Below are 18,629 nucleotides of genomic sequence, written 5' to 3' on the forward strand. Positions count from 1 at the left end.
AATAAGCATTCATGCTCACGATTAAGGATCTCCAAGCATCCATTGAAGACAAGGCTATCCTCCGGGGTATCAATCTTGATATTAAGCCCGGCGAAATTCACGCCATCATGGGCCCTAACGGTTCTGGTAAAAGCACCCTGGCTAATGTACTTGCTGGCCGTGAAGAATATGAAGTAACCGGTGGCTCGGTAACCTACCAGGGAGAAGATTTGCTGGAAATGGAAGTAGAAGAGAGAGCACACGCAGGTATGTTCCTGGCTTTCCAATATCCGGTAGAAATTCCGGGAGTAAGCAACGCTACTTTCCTGAAAAGCTCCGTGAATGCTGTTCGCGTAGCACGTGGCGAAGAAGAGTTGAAACCAGTAGAAGTACTGAAGCTCCTTCGTGCAAAAGCCAAGATGCTGGGCATCGACGAGTCTTTCCTCAAGCGTTCTTTGAACGAAGGTTTTTCCGGTGGGGAAAAGAAGCGTAATGAGATGTTGCAGATGGCGCTTTTGGAGCCAAAGCTTGCTGTTCTTGACGAAACCGATAGTGGTCTTGATATCGACGCACTGAAGATCGTTGCTGATGCCGTTAACCAACTGCGTAGTGCTGATCGCTCGTTCATCATCGTTACCCACTATCAGCGTCTGCTGAATTACATCGTTCCTGATTACGTACACGTTCTCCACGAAGGACGCATCGTAAAATCTGGTGACAAGAGCCTTGCGCTCGAGCTGGAAGAAAAAGGATACGACTGGATCAAAGCTGAGCAATCAGCTACCGTTTAATTTAGCCAAAAGCGAAACACATGTCAGCAATTTTGCAAGATCAAGATACTGCCACCAAAGACTGGTACAAGCAATTGTTCCAGACCTATCGGCAAGGGCTCAACGGGCACAGCGAACACCCACTGGCTCAGTTCCGCCTGGCTGCTTACAAGCAACTAGAAGGGCAAGATTTCCCTACCCGTCGGGATGAAGACTGGAAATATTCCGGTGCCCCTATCGCGCGGATGATGGAAAATCACTTTCAGGAAACCAGCGCTCCCGCAGTGGACGCCAATACGGTAGCAGCCTACCAGATTCCTGAATTAACAGCAGCGACTTTCGTCTTCGTTAATGGTGTTCTTCAAGAAGAGCTATCGGCCAGCACCCTCCCTAAAGGAGTAAGTGTAGAGCGCCTCAGCACTGCCCTTGAAAACGACGAAAAGCGTAGCTGGATTGAAGACCAGGCTGCTCAGGCAGGAGGTACCGAACAGAATACGTTTTTGCCGCTCAACCGGGCTTTCGCCCAACATGGTCTCTACATTGAGACGGAGCGTAACGCGCAGGTAGATACGCCGATCTACTGCCTTTACCTGAATACCGCTACAGCGGAAGCTCACCTGAGCCATCCCCAGCTTTTTGTTCGGGTACGTGTAGGTAGCAACCTTTCGGTGATTGAACGCCACGATGCAACACCCGGTACCGGCAGCTATTTTACCAATGTAGCTAACTGGTTCAGTGTCGAAGACAACGCCCACTGCCACCACTACAAGCTCCAACTGGAGAATGAGCAGGCCCTACAAGTACACAACACCCTGGTTCGCCAAGGGCGCGATAGTATTTATAGCAATTACAGTCTCGATTTGGGTGGTAAAGTGGTTCGTAACAACCTCGCCACTACCCTACTCGACTCCAATACCAACACCAACTATTACGGTGTTTACCTCGGCAACAAGCAGCAGCACATTGACAACCAAACGTTTATCGACCATGCTGTACCGCATTGCCAGAGTAACGAACTGTACAAAGGCATCCTTACCGATTACGCTCGCGGCGTATTCAATGGTAAAGTAACAGTGCGCCAGGATGCGCAAAAAACCAATGCTTTCCAGCAGAATAGCAGCCTGGTACTCTCCAAGAATGCCGTCATGGACGCCAAGCCACAGCTCGAAATCTTTGCAGATGACGTTCTCTGTAGCCACGGTGCCACCATTGGCCAACTGGATGAAACCAGCGTATTCTTCCTTCGTAGTCGCGGATTGTCTGAAGCACAGGCAAGACAATTATTACAGCAGGCTTTCCTGGCCGAGGTGCTCGAAGCGATGCCTAACGAAGCTGTACAGGCTTACGCTATGGAAAGGTTAGTGGCAAAGCTACTGGGATAGTTTTTCACCACATAGGCACATAGATAAACAGCTACCCTATATGTCTATGTGATAAAATAAAGCGTGGCAATGCTACGGAGAGAATATTTCACCACATAGGCACATAAGAATGAATAACTATGTGTCTATGTGGTAAAAAAAAAATTCATGTCTAACACCATCACCGCTCCGGCTTTTGATATCGCACGCATTCGTGCTGATTTCCCTCTTCTTGAAGGCGAGATGCGAGGCAAACCACTGGTTTTTCTCGACAGTGCCGCTTCCAGCCAGAAGCCACAGCAGGTGTTGGATGCTTTAGACTACTACTACCGCCACCAGAATGCCAATGTGCATCGGGGTGTCTACGAATTGAGCCAACAGGCCACCGATGCTTTTGAGCTGGGTCGCGAACGGGCACGCCACTTCCTCAATGCTGGTAGCACCGAAGAAGTGATCTTCGTTAAGGGCTGTACCGATGGCATCAATCTGGTTGCTTCTTCTTTTGGGCGCAAATTCCTACGGGAAGGGGATGAGGTGATTATCTCCGCGATGGAGCACCACTCGAATATCGTTCCCTGGCAACTGGCCTGCGAATACAGTGGAGCCATCCTGAAAGTGATCCCTATTAATGACCGTGGGGAACTGATCATGGAGGAATATAAAAAACTCCTCAGTGAGCGTACGCAAATCGTCTCCATCGTTCACGTTTCCAATGCCTTGGGAACGATCAATCCTGTTAAAGAAATTATCGACCTAGCCCACGATCGCGATATTCCGGTATTGCTCGACGGAGCCCAGGCGACGCCCCACCTGAAGGTGGATGTACAGGCACTGGATGTAGATTTTTATGCCTTTTCTGGTCACAAAGTTTTTGGCCCTACGGGTATCGGTGTCCTTTATGGCAAGAAAAAGTGGTTGGATGCCATGCCTCCTTACCAAGGAGGGGGGGAGATGATCGCAACGGTTTCCTTTGAAAAAACAACCTACAACGAGCTGCCCTTCAAATTTGAGGCAGGCACCCCTGATATTTCCGGTGCAGTAGGGCTGGGTGTAGCCTTGGAGTACATTGAGCAGATTGGGCAAGATAATATCAGCGCTCACGAAAACCATTTATTGGAAGCAGCCACCAAACAACTTCTCGAAATTGATGGTTTAAGCATCATTGGCACCGCCGAAAACAAGGCCAGTGTGATCTCCTTTTTGATCGAAGGTACGCACCCTTATGATTTGGGGACGATTCTGGATAAGTTGGGCATTGCCGTTCGTACCGGCCACCACTGTACGCAGCCCTTGATGGATCGATTCGAGATTCCTGGCACTGTACGAGCTTCTTTTGCCGTCTACAACACCATGGAAGACGTGGACAAACTCGTTGCTGGTGTGAAGCGAGCGGCGAACATGTTACGTTAAGGGAGAGTGTCCCAAACAATTTGTCTCGCGCAGAGCCGCAGAGGTTTTTTAAAGCTGGGTATCAAGTAGATAGATTTTGACAACTTTAGCTAGAAACAGTCCGAGAATACTTATAATGACGATCAACGAAATACAAGACGAAATCATCGAAGAGTTTTCCTTTTTCGATGACTGGATGGATAAATACGAATACCTCATCAGTTTGGGTAAAGACTTGCCCCTTATTGATGAACAGTACAAAGACGAGCAGCATTTGATCAAAGGCTGTCAAAGCCGGGTATGGCTGCACGCTGCGCAAGAAGACGGCCACGTGGTCTTTACCGCCGATAGCGATGCGATCATCACCAAGGGTATCATTGGCCTCTTGGTACGCGTACTCTCCGGGCAAAAGTCAGCAGACGTAGCCAAAGCAGAACTCCACTTTGTTGATAAGATCGGCTTGCACGAACACCTCTCCCCTACTCGCTCCAACGGCCTCCGCAGTATGCTCAAACAAATGAAACTTTACGGACTAGCCATGACCGCCCAAAACGATCAAAGCAATGGATAAAGATACTATCAAAGAAAACATCGTTGCCGCCATCAAAACCGTAATGGACCCGGAAATCCCTGCCGACATCTACGAGCTGGGCCTGATCTACACCATAGATATTGACGACACCGGTAAAGTACTCATCGAGATGACCCTCACCAGTCCTATGTGCCCCGTAGCCGACTCTATGCCGATGGAGGTACAGGAGAAGGTTATCGCCGTAGAGGGCGTTACAGATATCGACCTTCGGGTGGTGTTTGATCCCCCTTGGGACAAGAGCAAGATGAGTGATGAGGCCTTGTTGCTTCTTGATATGTTTTAAGTACCGGGAGTTTCCCAAATAGTGTGTCTCGCGCAGAGACGTAAAGCTTTTTTCAGCTGGTTATCAAGAAGATACATTTTGACAACTTTAGCTACAAAAAGTCGAGTAACCACACTCAGCACTAAATAAAACAAGCCTCACCTTTCCTTTTTTAAATCACTACCAAAGCTTTCTGGAATAACTCTCCGCCTATTAAAAACTGCAAGTAATAGATACCAGCAGGTAGACTGGCTATCTGTATTTCCTCCACCAATAAACTGGTCTTTTGTTTTGGGTAGTGCCTTAGCGTATTCCCCAGCACACTGACCAAACTCACCTCTATTTCTTCAACGACAGGAAGCTCTACACGAATGGTAGTTTTATTCGATGTAGGGTTAGGATAAACCGCGAGTATCGGCTGCATCTTTTCTTCACCAACGGCAACGGTCGCATCGAGCACAATTTCGCTTTCGGAGACGATACAATCTGGCCCGCCGGACCGGACCCAAATGGTGTACTCACCCGCGGGCAAATTGGAAAACACATGCTCTCCCTGCCAATCTTGCCCTTCATTTATACTAAAGTAGAGGTAGGTCTCTCCACTGGCAGAAATGGTAATACTTCCATCCGTGGCCGTTCCTGTAGAAGGGTGAATAATTTCAATATCATTGATAACAGGGAAGATCGGCGGAGTGAGTTGTACCGGATTTTCCACCGATGTTTCTATACAGGTAAGATTCTCATTGCTTACCATTACTTCGTAAGCACCTTCGGTAAGGTTGGTAAACGTAGCTTCTGTGAACCAATTGGCTCCGCCATCAATGGAATACAGCAAGCTTTCTTCACTGTTAGCAACAATGGTTATTTCGCCAGAAGCGCTATCGGTACAACCGGGGTTAGTTTCGTTGACGTTTTGAATAACAGGCGCTGCTACTTCCTCTAGCGCTATCGTTTCCAAACTTGTAGTACATCCATATTCATTACTCACCACAACAGTATACATCCCTCCTGAAAGGTTTGTGAAAAGGGGTTCTTCCTGATCTGTTTCCCAATCATCTATACTGTAAAGCAAACTAGCGGCCTCCCCTCCAAGGATGTTGATGCTACCGTTTTCGGCACCACAACCGGGGCGAACTATCTCGAAGTCCGTTAATTCGGGAACAGCTAGTGAAGCAACCTCTACTGCGGGGAAGGTATCTCTGGTGTCACATTCGTTGCGTACAATGATATCGTACCAGCCAGCAGACAGTCCCGTAAACATTGAACTTCCCTGAAAGGTCTCCCCTCCGTCGATACTGTACTCCATACCTTCTTCACTGATAGTGAAGACATTTATGATGCCATCGCCTCCATCACAATCGGTGCCATTGTTTGCTTCTACCGTCACAATTTCGGGAGGAGCACTACCAGCGAAGAGCTCTATTTCACTTTCGTACATGACCTCACAATTGCCAGCGCCATAACTGACGACTACCTGATAAACGCCTGCTTGCAGGCCATTAAAAATACCATAAGTACGCCAGGACTCCCCATCGTCAACACTAAACCGGAGGGGACGAACACCATCGGCTTCCACCAAAATTTGCCCGCCATTCCCCTCGCAATTAGGCGTTTGCCAAGTAACGTCGGTGATTACGGGTGGAGTAGGATCAGTAAGAACTACCTCAATTGTATCGCCAACCAGGCACTCATTGAGAACCAGCACCGTATAAGTACCTTCCGTCAGGCTAAGAAAAGCAGGATCAGCCTGAAAGTTTTCGCCACCGTCTACGCTATACATCAGTGCCCCTGGGGCTACTGCATCTATGGTAATCCTACCGTTTTCGCCGCCACAAGAAGTAGGAGAATATGGGGATAAAGACAGCAGAATAGGCAATGCTTCCGTGACGGTCACCGGATTTTCGGGGTAGTTGTATTCCTGACCTTCCACATCGCGTAGAAGGACTTCGTAATCGCCGGGAATCAGGTTCAAGAACACCTCTTCCGTTTGCCAATGCTCCCCTCCATCAATGCTATATTCGTAATTTCCGGCACCACCCGCTGCGATGACGTTCAGTATGCCGTTGGGGTTTGTACAATCTGTCACCTCTTCGGCTTCGACCTCTACAATGGTAAGTGGAACAACAATGCACTGATCAATACTTACAGTAGGCGTAAAAATGGGAGGGTTATGGTCAAAATAAATGGCGGCTCGGTTGCTGATCACTGTACCGTCCGCAATTGTTGCTTTAGGGTAAACCGAAAACTGTACAAAACCGTGGCTTTCCGCCTCATGGTTGGTGCTATCCAATAAATTAATATCCGAAAAAGCAAACATCAATTGATTCTCTCCAAGTACCCTGAGGTTATAATCGTGGCTACCAGGGCCCGGTTGTACACTTTCCATATCCAGGTAATCGGGCAAGGTATCCAGGATCACTACCTGAAAGGCCGTATCATTACCTGTGTTCTGAAAACGAACGGTGAACTCAAGTTTATCCAGCGCAGTTTTCCAGCAGCTTGCGGTATCAGCAGCTACTACTAATTTGTCGTTAGGATCATACGAATTCCGGATCGTACTACATTGTTCCTCCATGGGGTGTCCTTCTTCCATGCTACAATTATTAACAGGGAAAATAGCACTCCGAAAGCACGCCTGGGTTCCCAACTCGGCATCACAGGCAACCTCTACCTGTACATTGAAACGGCCATACTCCATTATACCCAATTCTCCCACAAAGAATCGGTACTCTCCATCTATTTGCTGCCAGGGAACACTGGCATCAATAAAGGTGAGTGTTTCGTCAAAATCCAGGGTGACGTACACGCCTTCTGCGGCCTGCGTACCGAGGTTATTGTATTGTATCGCTATCGTTTGTTCTCTACAGGCTCTTGCCCAGCCTAGCGATCCCTCTACGGAGAGTAAAGCACAAGACTCGACCGCATGTAAACTAAAATCCAAGTCGTCATAATTATGATAAACACTCACTAAATCTAAATTGTAAGCGGTGGTCAGCGGACAACCAATACTCCAGAGGTTATTGGGCGGAGCCATTTGTATCATATACTGTCCGGTATCCAACTGATAGTGGTACCAGCCTTCCGGATTGGTATTTGCGAATTGCACTCCGTTATTCAATGCTGTAACGACATTTGGGACAATAACCTCGCTACTATCGAAGGTGCAATTCTGGTTGGTATCGAAATAAACCTTCCCACTGAGGCTGTTGGTACAGGTATTTCCCAAGGAGTCAAACTCGATGAGCACCACGGCCCCTTGCTGTCGCCCTGATAAGATGTAGCCACCATTGTTACTGGCAACCAGAGAATTACCTGCCCCACTGGTAAAACTGCCCATGGAGGGGCTTTCCCATAAAATTTCTCCGTAAGTATCTACTTTCGCAATACTACGCGCCCTTCCTATGATCATATTACCATCTTCGGCACGGATAATACTTCGCCCTCCACTTTCGCCAAGATAACTTGTTCCCAGGTACTCGCCTGCTCCAGAAACCCTGTGCATCGAAGAAGAACTACCGACATCAAAGCAGCCCTGAGGCTCTCTACTAACAGCTATATTCAAATCTCCATTTTCCTCTTCCAGTAACGCCCATCCATGGCTGAGTAGACAGAAGCCAAAGGGTGATGCTAGTTCCCAAACAGTCGTCAAAGAAGGAGATGTTCGTACCACGGTGAAATAGCCACCTGTAGGCCACGCAAATGACTGGGGGTAAGTGATGCCTGTAAAAACAAAGTCGCCATTTTCCAGGATAGTCACATTGTTTGTGCTAGAACGGCCAAAATCCAGGTTACCATTCATATCTTCGACGAACAAAGACAGCGTTTTCCATTGCGTTTGCTGGCCATTGGGGTCAGTCGTTAAGAAAACCATTTTATCCTCATAATTATTAGCACTTCTGCTATTTCCGGAAATAACGAACCCTCCCGCCGGTAAAATTTCAACATCGGTGCCTGTATATGTCCAGGAAGAATACTGGCCATAGGTTCTCCACCATTGCGTATTACCATCTTCCCTGATCTTTACTAGAAAGATACTCTGAGTTGCGTTAGCTATATTTTCGCTATCGGTAGAACCAACGATTACCGCGCTGCCATCTGGCAAAGTGCGCACTGCGCTAACAGATTCATCGCCAGGCCAAACCAAGGTCGTCGACCAGATTTCGTTCCCAAAGTCATCGGCCTTGAGGATATGAATATTCTTGCCAGAACCTGCTGCACTGTTGTCTATCTCTCCGGCCAGGAGATAATTGCCCTCCACGGTACGGTCGATATGAAAATCTCCGGTGTAATTATCTCCGGGAAAATAGAAGAGTGCAGGCTCACAACTTTGAGCAGCTAAAGAAAAGGTGTAGAAGGAAAAAAACATAGCCAAGGCCATGATCGCTAGTGTAGAGAGTCGCATAATTAAGTTTTTAGGTATAGAATGCATTTGAACATCTCCCCTTAGTGAAGGTCACTAAAAAGAAAAAGTAAAACACATTTTATTCGTTTTTGAGATTATCAGTTGTTTCGGGAATAGCTTCCCAAGGCAACCGAATTTTACACTAAAATAGTAAAAAATAAATCTTAGAAGGCTGACAATCAATTATCTTACCGATAAGTATTGCGCAGAAAATAAATTGCGATTTTTCTTAGGTTTTTCTTAGGTTTTTCAAATAGTTAAAACACTTGAAATAAATCGTTTATTCAACTATTTGAAAAACAAAATCGCTTTTTATTTTCGTGCTGTTCCTACTTATTCACCAATCTCCTTCCTCCTTATGCTCGGATTGCGCACCACCATCTATCAAGTTCCTGATTTAGCAGCAGCAAAAGCATGGTATACCAAAGCCTTTGCCACAGCTCCTTATTTCGATGAGCCTTTCTATGTAGGTTTCAATATTGGTGGCTTTGAACTAGGCTTGTTGCCTGCCGAAAAGGCCACCACTGGCCAGCCCGACAATGTACTTTCCTACTGGGGCGTGGAAGATATTGAGGCCATTTATCAACATTTACTAAGCTTAGGAGCGACTACTCACGAAGCCCCCCACAGCGTCGGTGGGCCGCTTCTTGTAGCTACCGTTCGTGACCCTTGGGACAATATTATTGGCCTAATTTACAATCCGGCATTTCCGAATACCATTACCGAAAAAATGAGTCACCCCTGATTTGTGTATGAGTTTCGTACAAATCACCCCTTATTTGTGTATAATTGGTCTTTATGACCAAGAAAATCACTCCTTCCACCAACTACCGCCATCACTTCCTTATCGCGATCCTGATGGGCACTTGGCTTTATCTCTTTTTGGCCATCATTGGCCCTTTTGATGCAGCCGACCTTCGTCTAAGGTTCAGAGTGCAGCTGATGGTCGGATACGGATTGGTAGCAGCGGTTGCCTACCTGGTTTGTATCCCTGTGCAAAACGGGTTGTACCGACAATTAGGGTACTGGAATTGGCTATTAGAGGGAACTCTACTTATGCTTTTCGCTTTCGTTTGCCTACCCTTATCGTATCGCTATTACATTACAGATTGGGTTAATGGTGATTATGGGTTCCCCCGCTTCAGCTTAGAAATATATATCCCTACACTCATTATTTTGTTACCCTTACTGGCCCTTTCCCGCAGGTTTGCTGCACGCAAATCAGTAGAACCCTCCGCACCGATACCGCCCACTATTCTCACCAAATCGGATTGGATACAACTTAGTGGCACTAACAAATTGGATATTTTGCGGCTTCGCCCCTACCAGCTCATCGCCCTCTCGGCTGCCAACAACTATGTTACCGTCTATTACCTTGAAGAAGAGACGCTACGTAAAAAATTACTGCGTAGTACATTAAAAAAAATGCAAGAAGAAGTACCTCTACTATTACGGGTACATCGCTCTCATTTGATCAATCCACATCATTTCCTGGAGTGGAAAGGAACCTCAACGGCAGTTTTAACCCAGTTAGAAATTCCTGTAACCCAAGCTTACAAAAAAGACTTGCTCGATCGGCTTCAATTTCGTCCCTAGCAGGAGCCAATTCACCACAAATGCTCTAAACCTGCTTGATTTCCAGCACCCTACGTAATAGTTTTGTGTGAAACAAAAATCACCAAATCAATACTCCCCGATGAAATTCACGATCACTTCCATCTTTCTTTTTCTTGCTATCTACGGCCTTTCGGCCCAAGACGCCCCTACTGCCGACGAGCTCCTCACCAACGCTATCGCAGCTCAACAATTCGCAGGCATCAACGCTGGAGTCGCCGTTGGCGATGAGGTCATCTGGCTGGGGGCTGATGGCTATTGCAGCGAAGATCGGCAGACACCCTGTAATATCGATACCCGCCAACGCATCGCTTCTATCTCCAAAACCTTCACCGCAGTTGCAGCTTTACAATTACAGGAAAAGGGCCTGCTTGACTTCGATCTTCCAATCGTCCATTACCTTCCTGATTACCCTGCTTTTGCAGCGCAGAAAATAACGGCTCGCCAACTTCTTCATCACACTGCCGGCATCGGCGGTTACCTCTCCGGCAAGGAAACAGAAACCACAAAGGAATATGCTACCCTCGCCGAGGCTATTACCATCTTTCAAGGCCGGGAATTGCTTTTCGAGCCCGGCACCCAATACCAGTACTCCACCTATGGCTATGTGCTATTGGGACGAGTCATTGAAGTCGCTAGCGGCCAGTCTTTCAATGATTATATCCAGATAAACATTTTCGACAAAGCAGGCATGGCCCAAAGTGGTGTAGATATATTTGAGCAGGAATATCAGAATAAATCGGCCTTCTTTTACCGTACCAGAAAGGGAAAAATCAAAAATGCCGACGCCAACAACCTCAGTAATCGTGTTCCTGGCGGCGGCATTTATTCCAATGCACCTGATATGCTAAAATTCGGCCAAGCACTACTCAACGGCACCTTGCTCCAAGATAGCTCCCTTGCCCTGATGCAAACTTATCCTGATGTAGATCGTGGCAAAAACAATCCCTACGGTATGGGCCTCTTCCTCTATGGCGACAACCCAACAGTAGGCCCCGTTATCGGCCATAGTGGCGAACAAACCGGTGCTGCTGCACAAATGATGCTATTTCCCGAAAAGAAAGCCGTCATTATCGTCTTGTCCAATACCGCCCTCGCCTGGCGAGATGCTTTTCAGCTTTCTGTAAATTTATTTCCGCTAGTAGCGAAGTAGGTTTAAGGGTTGGGTAGATCCAAACCATCAACCATTATCAAAGTGGGAAGTAGCAAGTCAGAGTGCGGAGTGCGGAGTGCGGAGTGCGAGGTAGCCAACCATCTAACATCCTCAAAGTCGGAAGTGGAAAGTGGGAAGTCAGAGGTCGGAAGTATTTACCTCGCACTCCGCACCTATCGCACTCCGCACCCAAAACCGGAAATAGGAAAGTGAGCATTTGTAATGCTATTTGATACAGATTTCTTACGCCCGGGCTGAAGCCCAGACTACAACCCGTTCAAATCTCTTCCCAAGCCGCGTTCAGCACCCGTTCTACACCGCTTCCTTTGTATTCCGGGGCACCGGGAATCATGGTTGTTTTTTCCAGCAATTGCTCCAGGGTATCGCCTCGACGTTTAGCTTTTTTCACAAATCGTAGCGACATTTTCAGGAAGTGCGCCATCGCTTTCAGGTCGGCTGAAGTACCTGTTACGGGGTAGCCCTCGCCGCTGTGGCCAAATACGTAAAAGGTCTCCTTGTCAAAAGTCCTGCGAGCCTGTCTTAGTACTTCAATCCAGTTGCCGATATCCGCGCCGGCAGTTTTGTCGATGTAGGGAAACCGTCGATTAAACATCAAGTCGCCCGTATGCACCACGTTGGCTTCTTCAAAATGCACCATCGAGTCGCCATCCGTGTGGCCGGGACCGAAATAGTGGAGACTCACCGTTTCATCACCTACCCGCTGCGACCACTTGTCGGTGTATGTCGTCCCTGGCAGTAAGGTTTCCGCCAACTGATCGCGTTCTTTGGCTACCCGTTCCTGGTTGGCCAGCGAGTTGGCGTGGGCTACGTGGGTGTTCACCATTCCTTTAAAGGCAATATTGCCCGCGGTGTGGTCGCCGTGGTGGTGGGTGTTTACCAGCAAGTCTAGCGGTTTTGCATTGGTATCTTTCATCAGCGCCAGCAAGTTGCCTGCTTGCTCCGGAAATTGGGTGTCGACCACCACGCTGTGTTCGGGGGTCAGTAGGGTCACAATCGTCCCACCGCGTTCGGTGTAGAAGCTGATATTGCGCCGTATGGCCGTCAGTTCGCCAGCCGGCAATAAGAAATTACGTAACCATGCTTGCTGTGGAATCAAAGTAGCTCCAGCCAACAAGGCCGAAGATTGAAGGAAGGATCTGCGTTTCATACTAGATAGAGGTTTAATTATAAGAAATACGGTATTGGGAATAAGGTTCACTTCATAGCAAGTTATACCTTATTTACCGATGCTCCAAAGCATGTTACCGACCATCTGTATTATCTGGGGCAATGCTCTATTGATGGAAGATCTGGATGCGCCCTTCCGAGCACTGGCAAATAACACTAGGGTGGTTACCGCGTAGTTAAATTAGTGAATTCAACCTAGCGAATTCCCCTCTTCTTAAATTTCCTTATAATCCCTCATATGGTTCAAATAAAAACCCTAGATGCCTTTGGTAGTTTAAAAAAGCACTTAATTCGTAAATTAGTACAATGAAAACAATTACTGCCTCTTCTGACACCAACGGCCTGTGGGTCCGAATGATTACCAAACTCCTCAGTTACTGGGTCGGGGGATATTGGTTTATAGTTGTCACCAACTTCTTAAATACATCCACGGTCTTTTTTATGATACAGTTTCTTTCTGCAATAGCGATCGTCGGCTACTATACTTATGTGGTACTCCAAGACCATCCCCTCAAGTGGAACAAAGAAGTGACCTTTGATTTTGAACGCCGGTTGATCACCATCACAAAAGACAATCATCGCCGCAATGCCGATGACATCCTTGATGAACACGCCAAGACCATTGCTTTCTCTGAAATTGAACACCTTAACGCCGAGCAATATGACAGCTTCCTATTCAGCGCTTACTTCCGTATATCAGTCGTCACCAACGGGCAAGAAGAAAAGCTCTTGGCCTTCAAAACGCCTATTCTTTATAATGATATTCTTGGACAAATGAAGAAGGCGGGGGTTTCGGTCGGTTGAGCATACATCGTCAACGGTCGAATTCGTGAATTTAACCTATGCATATTCCTTCCTATAATCCCTTAAATTTCCTAATCTGGTTCAGAAAACATCATCAACGGTTAAATTCATGAATTTAACCTATACGTATTCTAATATGGTTCTGATCAGTCTACAAAAATCGCTCCTTCCATTCTGGGCGGGGCATCATACAGCTCTCCTGCTTGCCAAACCAACGGTAGCGATTGGCTGCTACCCAGCGGTAGATGGCATCGCGCCAACTGCGAGGCATATATTTGAAGATGCTCACCCAGCCCCAAAAACCAGCCAAGCGGGGAGCTACCCGCAGTGGTACGTCCGAATGGGTATAAGCTTGGCCATTTTCAATCAGCACGACGGTATCCATCCCCTCCGGATCGAGGTTATGCGCTACCAATAAGGCACGCCCCTCCTCCGATTGTAAGCTCGCAAACTGGAAGATGCCCTCTGGATCGCGCGTCAGCATAAACTGCACAAAACTGTTGCAGAGGTTGCAAACACCATCAAAAAGTAAAATGGGGTGGGAATGAGGCATGGTTATCCTTTTTATTTCTTCTTACAAGGTAACGCTAAAACACGAAACACAGTTGGCCTAGCGATGTGGAGTAGTGCCAGCCAGTGGCGGGCAGACCCCAGCCCTTGCTGGGGGCCGAGCGAATAGCGAGCTACGCAACGTAGCGCCCGAAGGGAGGCTCCTATTATTAATAGCTCTAAAATCAAAGAATAATAATCTTTTCAACCTCCGTAAACTCAGCAGTCTGTATTTGTAAAAAATACGCTCCTGAAGGAAGGTTAGAGGTGTCGAATTGAAAATTATGCTCCCCTGCATTTATGATTTCTTGACGTAAAACAGTTGTTTCTTTACCATCTTGGCTAACTAACTGAATAACAACAAGATCCTTTTGATGAGTCATAAAAGAAACCGCTGTCCATCCATAAGCGGGATTTGGGTAGACATTCAGGATGCCGGGCTGTTGGGGAAGCAGGTCTTGTTGGGCAGTCACGTTTCTAAACTCAAAATCGGAAACGACCGGAAGGTGATCAGAAGCAATGACGGCATCATCTGCGAAAAGATTAAACGCGTCGAGGCTGTCTTGCGGCAAACCTGGCGTAAATAAAGCATAATTATTTTGGAGCATTAGATTCGAGCCACTGTAAATGATGTAATCTAATCGCCCAGGACTAAAGTTACTTCCTGCGCGATACCAGGTGTAAGAAAAAGGTACGCCTGTTGTATAAGGATGGCTGTCCAATAGGTCATTACCATCCCCGTCGGGGGTGAAGTCTGGCCCGTAAGACGATTCATCAGCAATATCTCCGGAAAGCAATGTCTCTAATTGGCGGTTGTCGCCCACAAAATTCATGTCTCCAAGGATGACAATCGGCGCATCTGCTGCTATCGGAATGGGTCCATTACCGGCTTTTGCTTCTCTCAAAAATTCCATCATTAAGTCTACTTCGATTTGCCTCCCGGAGTCGTTTGTACAGCATGGTGGGTGTGCAACAATCAAGAGTAAATCGGCCTCTAGCCCTGGTATATCTATCAAAAAGGCACCGTTGCCTGCATTTTGATTGTAACCGGGAATCAGGGCACTTGCCAGTATGGGATACCTGCTTATTGCATGACAATCCGGCCCTTCCTTGGCATGGTACCATTGCTGGCCCACAGCGGAAGGAAGTATCGACTCCATTTGATTGGCCACTTGTGCGGAGGAGTAATCATAGATTTCCTGGAATCCGATGATGTCTGGTTGGGTCGCCTGAAATATACGGGTAAAGGCAGGAATCCTGCTTTGGTCAAAAAGACCATCAGACAGGGCATTGTAAGAGATTATTCTCAGGTCGGCTTCCTGAGGTTTTTGGATGGAATAACCTGGAAGTGGCGATAAGTCTGGTGTTGAAAATGTATACGCCACTTCTTCATTTACAGCAGGCATTAAATCTCCGCTTGGGATATCGTCTTTGAAAACGATTTTCAAGTTATCACTTTGAAAAACGGGGGTACCTGAAATGGTAACATTCTTATTGATGGCCACCTCAAATCGGTCAGAAGTAACCGTTGGGGCACTCACCAGGCCGATATCGATATGAGCAACTTCAAATACACTACCCGACTGATAAAAAACACCACCACGGTTGCCCAAATTATAAACCAGGTCAGCACCAATTCCACTGATGGAAAACCCTGTACTCGTATTGTCATCTGTATCAAGATAAACAGTGATGTTATTCAAATCTTGAAGGTTGATTTCAGCACCGATTTCTAATAAAAAGAAGAGGAACTCATCGTCATTATGAATTTTCAATTGCAGAAAGTCGATTCCCAGGAAACCGCCATCACCGGTAGCATCAGCATATACTACCGGATACTCCTCCCATTCCTCGAATAGTCCGTCAACAAGGATTCTAGTTTGCGAAACCCCCACAATAGACGAAAAGATGAGGGAAAGAGCAGCAAGATATTTCATTCGTAATGGTTTTGTCAGCTGATTTAGAGCTTGTCCCAAATAGTGGGTCTCGCGCAACGCCACAGCGTTTTTTTATCGGTAGCTACGACTTTAGTTAGATACCGCTGAGTCGAAGCCTCCTTTAGGGGTCGGCGCAAAAGTAAGGTGTTTACTTCTAATTCTTGGCTTTTACCCCAAAGGCACCGTTCTTTTTTCTTATCTGTATATCTATTGTACTTGAGTACTAAGATTGGGGGCACATCTCGAACAAAACCAGCATGGGGTCAAGAAAACATACCTTGGAGAGGTGGGATATTGGTAAAACCTTAAATTCCCAGCATTATCGCTCATAATAACTCCCTAAACTTCTGATTACCTTTGTGTAATCCAAGCAATGAAGTTATTATCTACGCAAGTTGAAAGGCATCTGCAAGGTTCCTTCCAACAGCTATCGAATCACACCCTCCCTACGTATGCGAATTGCCATTTCCTGGTTTTCTTTTATCCTCCTTGGCCTGCTATTGTTGGCTATGCAAGCTGGCTTTGGGCAGAACAGTCCGCAGGCCCGACAGGCGGAGGATTTGTATGATCAGATCATGTCTTCAGACGGGTTCAATGAGGCCTTGGGATACGAGATCCTAGGAAATATCTATCCGGAATATGAGGTTTTGCAGCAGGCCGACCGCGTGTATGAACAGGCCATGGCCAGTGATAACCCGGAAGAGATTACGCAGCTTGCCAGCCAACTGGCTACTGTACAGCATCGACCGTTGCGCCAGATGCAGTCGCTGATTCAGCGACTGCGGAGCTTTCCGCCTTCGGATACGATCAATCGGATGTTGGCGGCCGTCTTGATGGACTACCATTACCTTCAGGAAGGCGATGAGCCTTTGAGCCACGAGGTTTTCCAACTCTTGGGTGCCCCCGACAGCCTACAGTTGGCTGATCCCCTGGACTGGACAGACCCTGGACTGGCGCTCGAAGCATTGCTAGGTGCTTATCGGAGTCCTTTGCCAGCGCAAGCCGACGCTGCTACTTTGGAAAAACGCCTTACCGGGCTGCGGCACTGCCTGGAATTGCTGCACTTCCTCCGACGGGCACGTACTACCGAGGCCGACCGGCTGGCGCTGGCTGCTACCATCCCGGCATTAGCGCATCGGGCCATGGCCATCTGTTTACTACTACACCAGCAAGCTCCCCAAGCAGGATGGTGGGAGGAAGCATTTTTGCTGGCCGAACAAGCCAAATCTACCTTGCTTTCTGATCAACTCCAAGGTTACGTTGCCGATCGTGATGATCTGGATTGGCCACCATTGGGAAAACAACTGCGGCTGGCCCGACAATTGGCAACCCAGTCCGGTAGTTTTTTTGAGCAGCCCCAACGCTTGCGCGAGCTTGTGGACCAGCAGCTGCCCCAGCTAAGTCATTGGCCTCCGGCACCATCCGCGCAGCTTTCACTAGCAACAGTGCAGGCCCAACTGCGCGAACAACAGACCTTACTCATTAGCTATTTCTTGCTGGGCGACGAAGGCATCGTCTTTCACCTTGATGGCGAACAAGTGCAGATTGATCACTTTTACTGGAACAAGGAAACACAAACAGCACTGCAAAATTTTCAGTCAGAGATGACTGGACAGGATTTCCTCAAGGAACCTACCGCCGCTTACCAGCGCTATACCAAAGCCGCTTTTTGGCTGTATGAAAACGTGTTGCTCCGCCCCGCACTTCGCCATCACCGGCAGTCAGGCCCAAAAAAGTTGCTTATCCTGCCCGATGGCGCGCTTTGGGATTTGCCCTTCAGCGCCCTGCTCAGCAGCCAAGCACCAGAGGGCGAGCCGTCTTACAGTCCTCAACAACTGGATTACTTGGTCAAAACCTACGAATTAACAACGGCTCCTTCAGCACTTGCATGGCTGGATGACGGACACCCTTCCCTACCGCTCAAAGTAGGTGCATTGGCCCCCGAATTTAACGGTGATGCCATGGCCAGCCGTACTGCTTGTGTAAGCCCATTGCCAGCCTTGAACCATAGCATGGAGGAAGCCGAAGCCATCATCAGTCGAGTAAAAGGGCAAGTTTTTCTCGGCCCGGAAGCTCGTCTTCAGGCACTCACTGGCAGCAAGGAGGAATTCACCGTCTGGCATATAGCCACCCACGCTTGCCGCGATCAGGAAGACCCAAGTCAATCGGCCTTATTTCTGCAAGACGGCAGCCTCACCGCCAGCCAAATCGCTAATCTTCCACTACAATTGCAGCTGGTCGTCCTGAGCGCTTGTGAAACGCAGTCGGGCCCTTACCGCGCCGGTGAAGGGGTGCTCAGCATAGGCAGGGCCTTCTTGCAAGGAGGTGCGCGGGCCTTGATTGGTAGTCTTTGGCCAGTATCGGATGCCGCTACAGCGGAACTTATGCCGCTGTTTTATGATGCACTGGCAGGAGGGCAATCCACCAGTGGCGCGCTACAGCAGGCCCAGCTCAATTACCTAGACCAGCAAGACCGACTGAGTGCCCACCCTCATTACTGGGCGAGCTTTGTTCTCGTTGGCCAAGATCAAGTTTTTGCTAGAGCTGGATGGAAAACGTATGGCTGGTATGTATTCGGTGCTATCTTTTTGGTTTTTCTTATCTTTGGTGCTCGTTCCTCGCGGTAGTG

General features: G+C 47.8%; 14 protein-coding genes. 10 read left to right on the plus strand and 4 right to left on the minus strand.

Annotated elements, in window-relative coordinates; all coding sequences use genetic code 11:
• Positions 1-11 precede the first annotated feature (11 nt).
• The 5 genes from sufC (at position 12) to ACRBG0_RS15390 (ending at position 4,374) form a co-directional block, all read left to right on the plus strand.
• Positions 12-770 (plus strand): Fe-S cluster assembly ATPase SufC, encoded by a 759-nt coding sequence (sufC, locus tag ACRBG0_RS15370; RefSeq protein ID WP_431487748.1) that lies wholly within the window; start codon positions 12-14, stop codon positions 768-770.
• Positions 771-790: 20 nt separating this feature from the next.
• Positions 791-2,131: a Fe-S cluster assembly protein SufD gene (sufD, locus tag ACRBG0_RS15375; RefSeq protein WP_431487749.1), complete on the plus strand. Its 1,341-nt coding sequence runs from the start codon at positions 791-793 to the stop codon at positions 2,129-2,131.
• 147 nt (positions 2,132-2,278) lie between these two features.
• Positions 2,279-3,520 (plus strand): SufS family cysteine desulfurase, encoded by a 1,242-nt coding sequence (locus ACRBG0_RS15380; RefSeq protein ID WP_431487750.1) that lies wholly within the window; start codon positions 2,279-2,281, stop codon positions 3,518-3,520.
• 115 nt (positions 3,521-3,635) lie between these two features.
• Positions 3,636-4,070 carry a SufE family protein gene (locus ACRBG0_RS15385; RefSeq protein WP_431487751.1) on the plus strand — a complete coding sequence of 145 codons (435 nt, stop codon included), beginning with the start codon at positions 3,636-3,638 and terminating at the stop codon, positions 4,068-4,070.
• A complete protein-coding gene (locus tag ACRBG0_RS15390; RefSeq protein ID WP_431487752.1) occupies positions 4,063-4,374 on the plus strand; it encodes an iron-sulfur cluster assembly protein in 312 nt (103 codons plus the stop codon). Before ACRBG0_RS15385 ends, ACRBG0_RS15390 begins: the two co-directional genes overlap by 8 nt.
• Before the next feature lie 151 nt (positions 4,375-4,525).
• Here ACRBG0_RS15390 and ACRBG0_RS15395 read toward each other — a convergent pair whose 3' ends face one another.
• Positions 4,526-8,755 carry a T9SS type A sorting domain-containing protein gene (locus tag ACRBG0_RS15395; protein ID WP_431487753.1) on the minus strand — a complete coding sequence of 1,410 codons (4,230 nt, stop codon included), beginning with the start codon at positions 8,753-8,755 and terminating at the stop codon, positions 4,526-4,528.
• 358 nt (positions 8,756-9,113) lie between these two features.
• Here ACRBG0_RS15395 and ACRBG0_RS15400 point away from each other — a divergent pair, with 358 nt between their 5' ends.
• The 3 genes from ACRBG0_RS15400 to ACRBG0_RS15410 all read left to right on the plus strand — a co-directional run bounded on the left by ACRBG0_RS15400 (position 9,114) and on the right by ACRBG0_RS15410 (position 11,522).
• A complete protein-coding gene (locus ACRBG0_RS15400) occupies positions 9,114-9,500 on the plus strand; it encodes a VOC family protein (protein WP_431487762.1) in 387 nt (128 codons plus the stop codon).
• 53 nt (positions 9,501-9,553) lie between these two features.
• Complete coding sequence (locus ACRBG0_RS15405) at positions 9,554-10,351, plus strand: LytTR family DNA-binding domain-containing protein (RefSeq protein ID WP_431487754.1); 798 nt, start codon at positions 9,554-9,556, stop codon at positions 10,349-10,351.
• Between the two features lie 100 nt (positions 10,352-10,451).
• A complete protein-coding gene (locus tag ACRBG0_RS15410) occupies positions 10,452-11,522 on the plus strand; it encodes a serine hydrolase domain-containing protein (protein ID WP_431487755.1) in 1,071 nt (356 codons plus the stop codon).
• Positions 11,523-11,799: 277 nt separating this feature from the next.
• Here the strand turns inward: ACRBG0_RS15410 and ACRBG0_RS15415 are convergent, their stop codons facing one another.
• Entirely contained in the window at positions 11,800-12,690 is an 891-nt protein-coding gene (locus ACRBG0_RS15415; protein WP_431487756.1) for an MBL fold metallo-hydrolase, read from the minus strand.
• 326 nt (positions 12,691-13,016) lie between these two features.
• On the opposite strand from ACRBG0_RS15415, the gene ACRBG0_RS15420 reads away from it, so the two are divergent.
• Positions 13,017-13,514, plus strand: a complete 498-nt coding sequence (locus tag ACRBG0_RS15420) for a hypothetical protein (RefSeq protein ID WP_431487757.1) — start codon at positions 13,017-13,019, stop codon at positions 13,512-13,514.
• Between the two features lie 151 nt (positions 13,515-13,665).
• On the opposite strand, the gene ACRBG0_RS15425 is transcribed toward ACRBG0_RS15420, so the two are convergent.
• Together ACRBG0_RS15425 and ACRBG0_RS15430 are read right to left on the minus strand one after the other, a co-directional pair.
• Complete coding sequence (locus tag ACRBG0_RS15425; protein ID WP_431487758.1) at positions 13,666-14,067, minus strand: thiol-disulfide oxidoreductase DCC family protein; 402 nt, start codon at positions 14,065-14,067, stop codon at positions 13,666-13,668.
• A 181-nt stretch (positions 14,068-14,248) separates the two neighbouring features.
• Positions 14,249-16,000, minus strand: coding sequence for an endonuclease/exonuclease/phosphatase family protein (locus ACRBG0_RS15430; protein WP_431487759.1), 1,752 nt, complete (start codon positions 15,998-16,000; stop codon positions 14,249-14,251).
• A gap of 452 nt (positions 16,001-16,452) precedes the next feature.
• Between ACRBG0_RS15430 and ACRBG0_RS15435 the strand changes: the two genes are divergently transcribed.
• A complete protein-coding gene (locus ACRBG0_RS15435; RefSeq protein WP_431487760.1) occupies positions 16,453-18,627 on the plus strand; it encodes a CHAT domain-containing protein in 2,175 nt (724 codons plus the stop codon).
• The last annotated feature ends 2 nt before the right edge of the window (positions 18,628-18,629 follow it).

This window comes from Lewinella sp. (assembly GCF_050633125.1).
Taxonomy (GTDB): Bacteria; Bacteroidota; Bacteroidia; order Chitinophagales; family Saprospiraceae; genus Lewinella.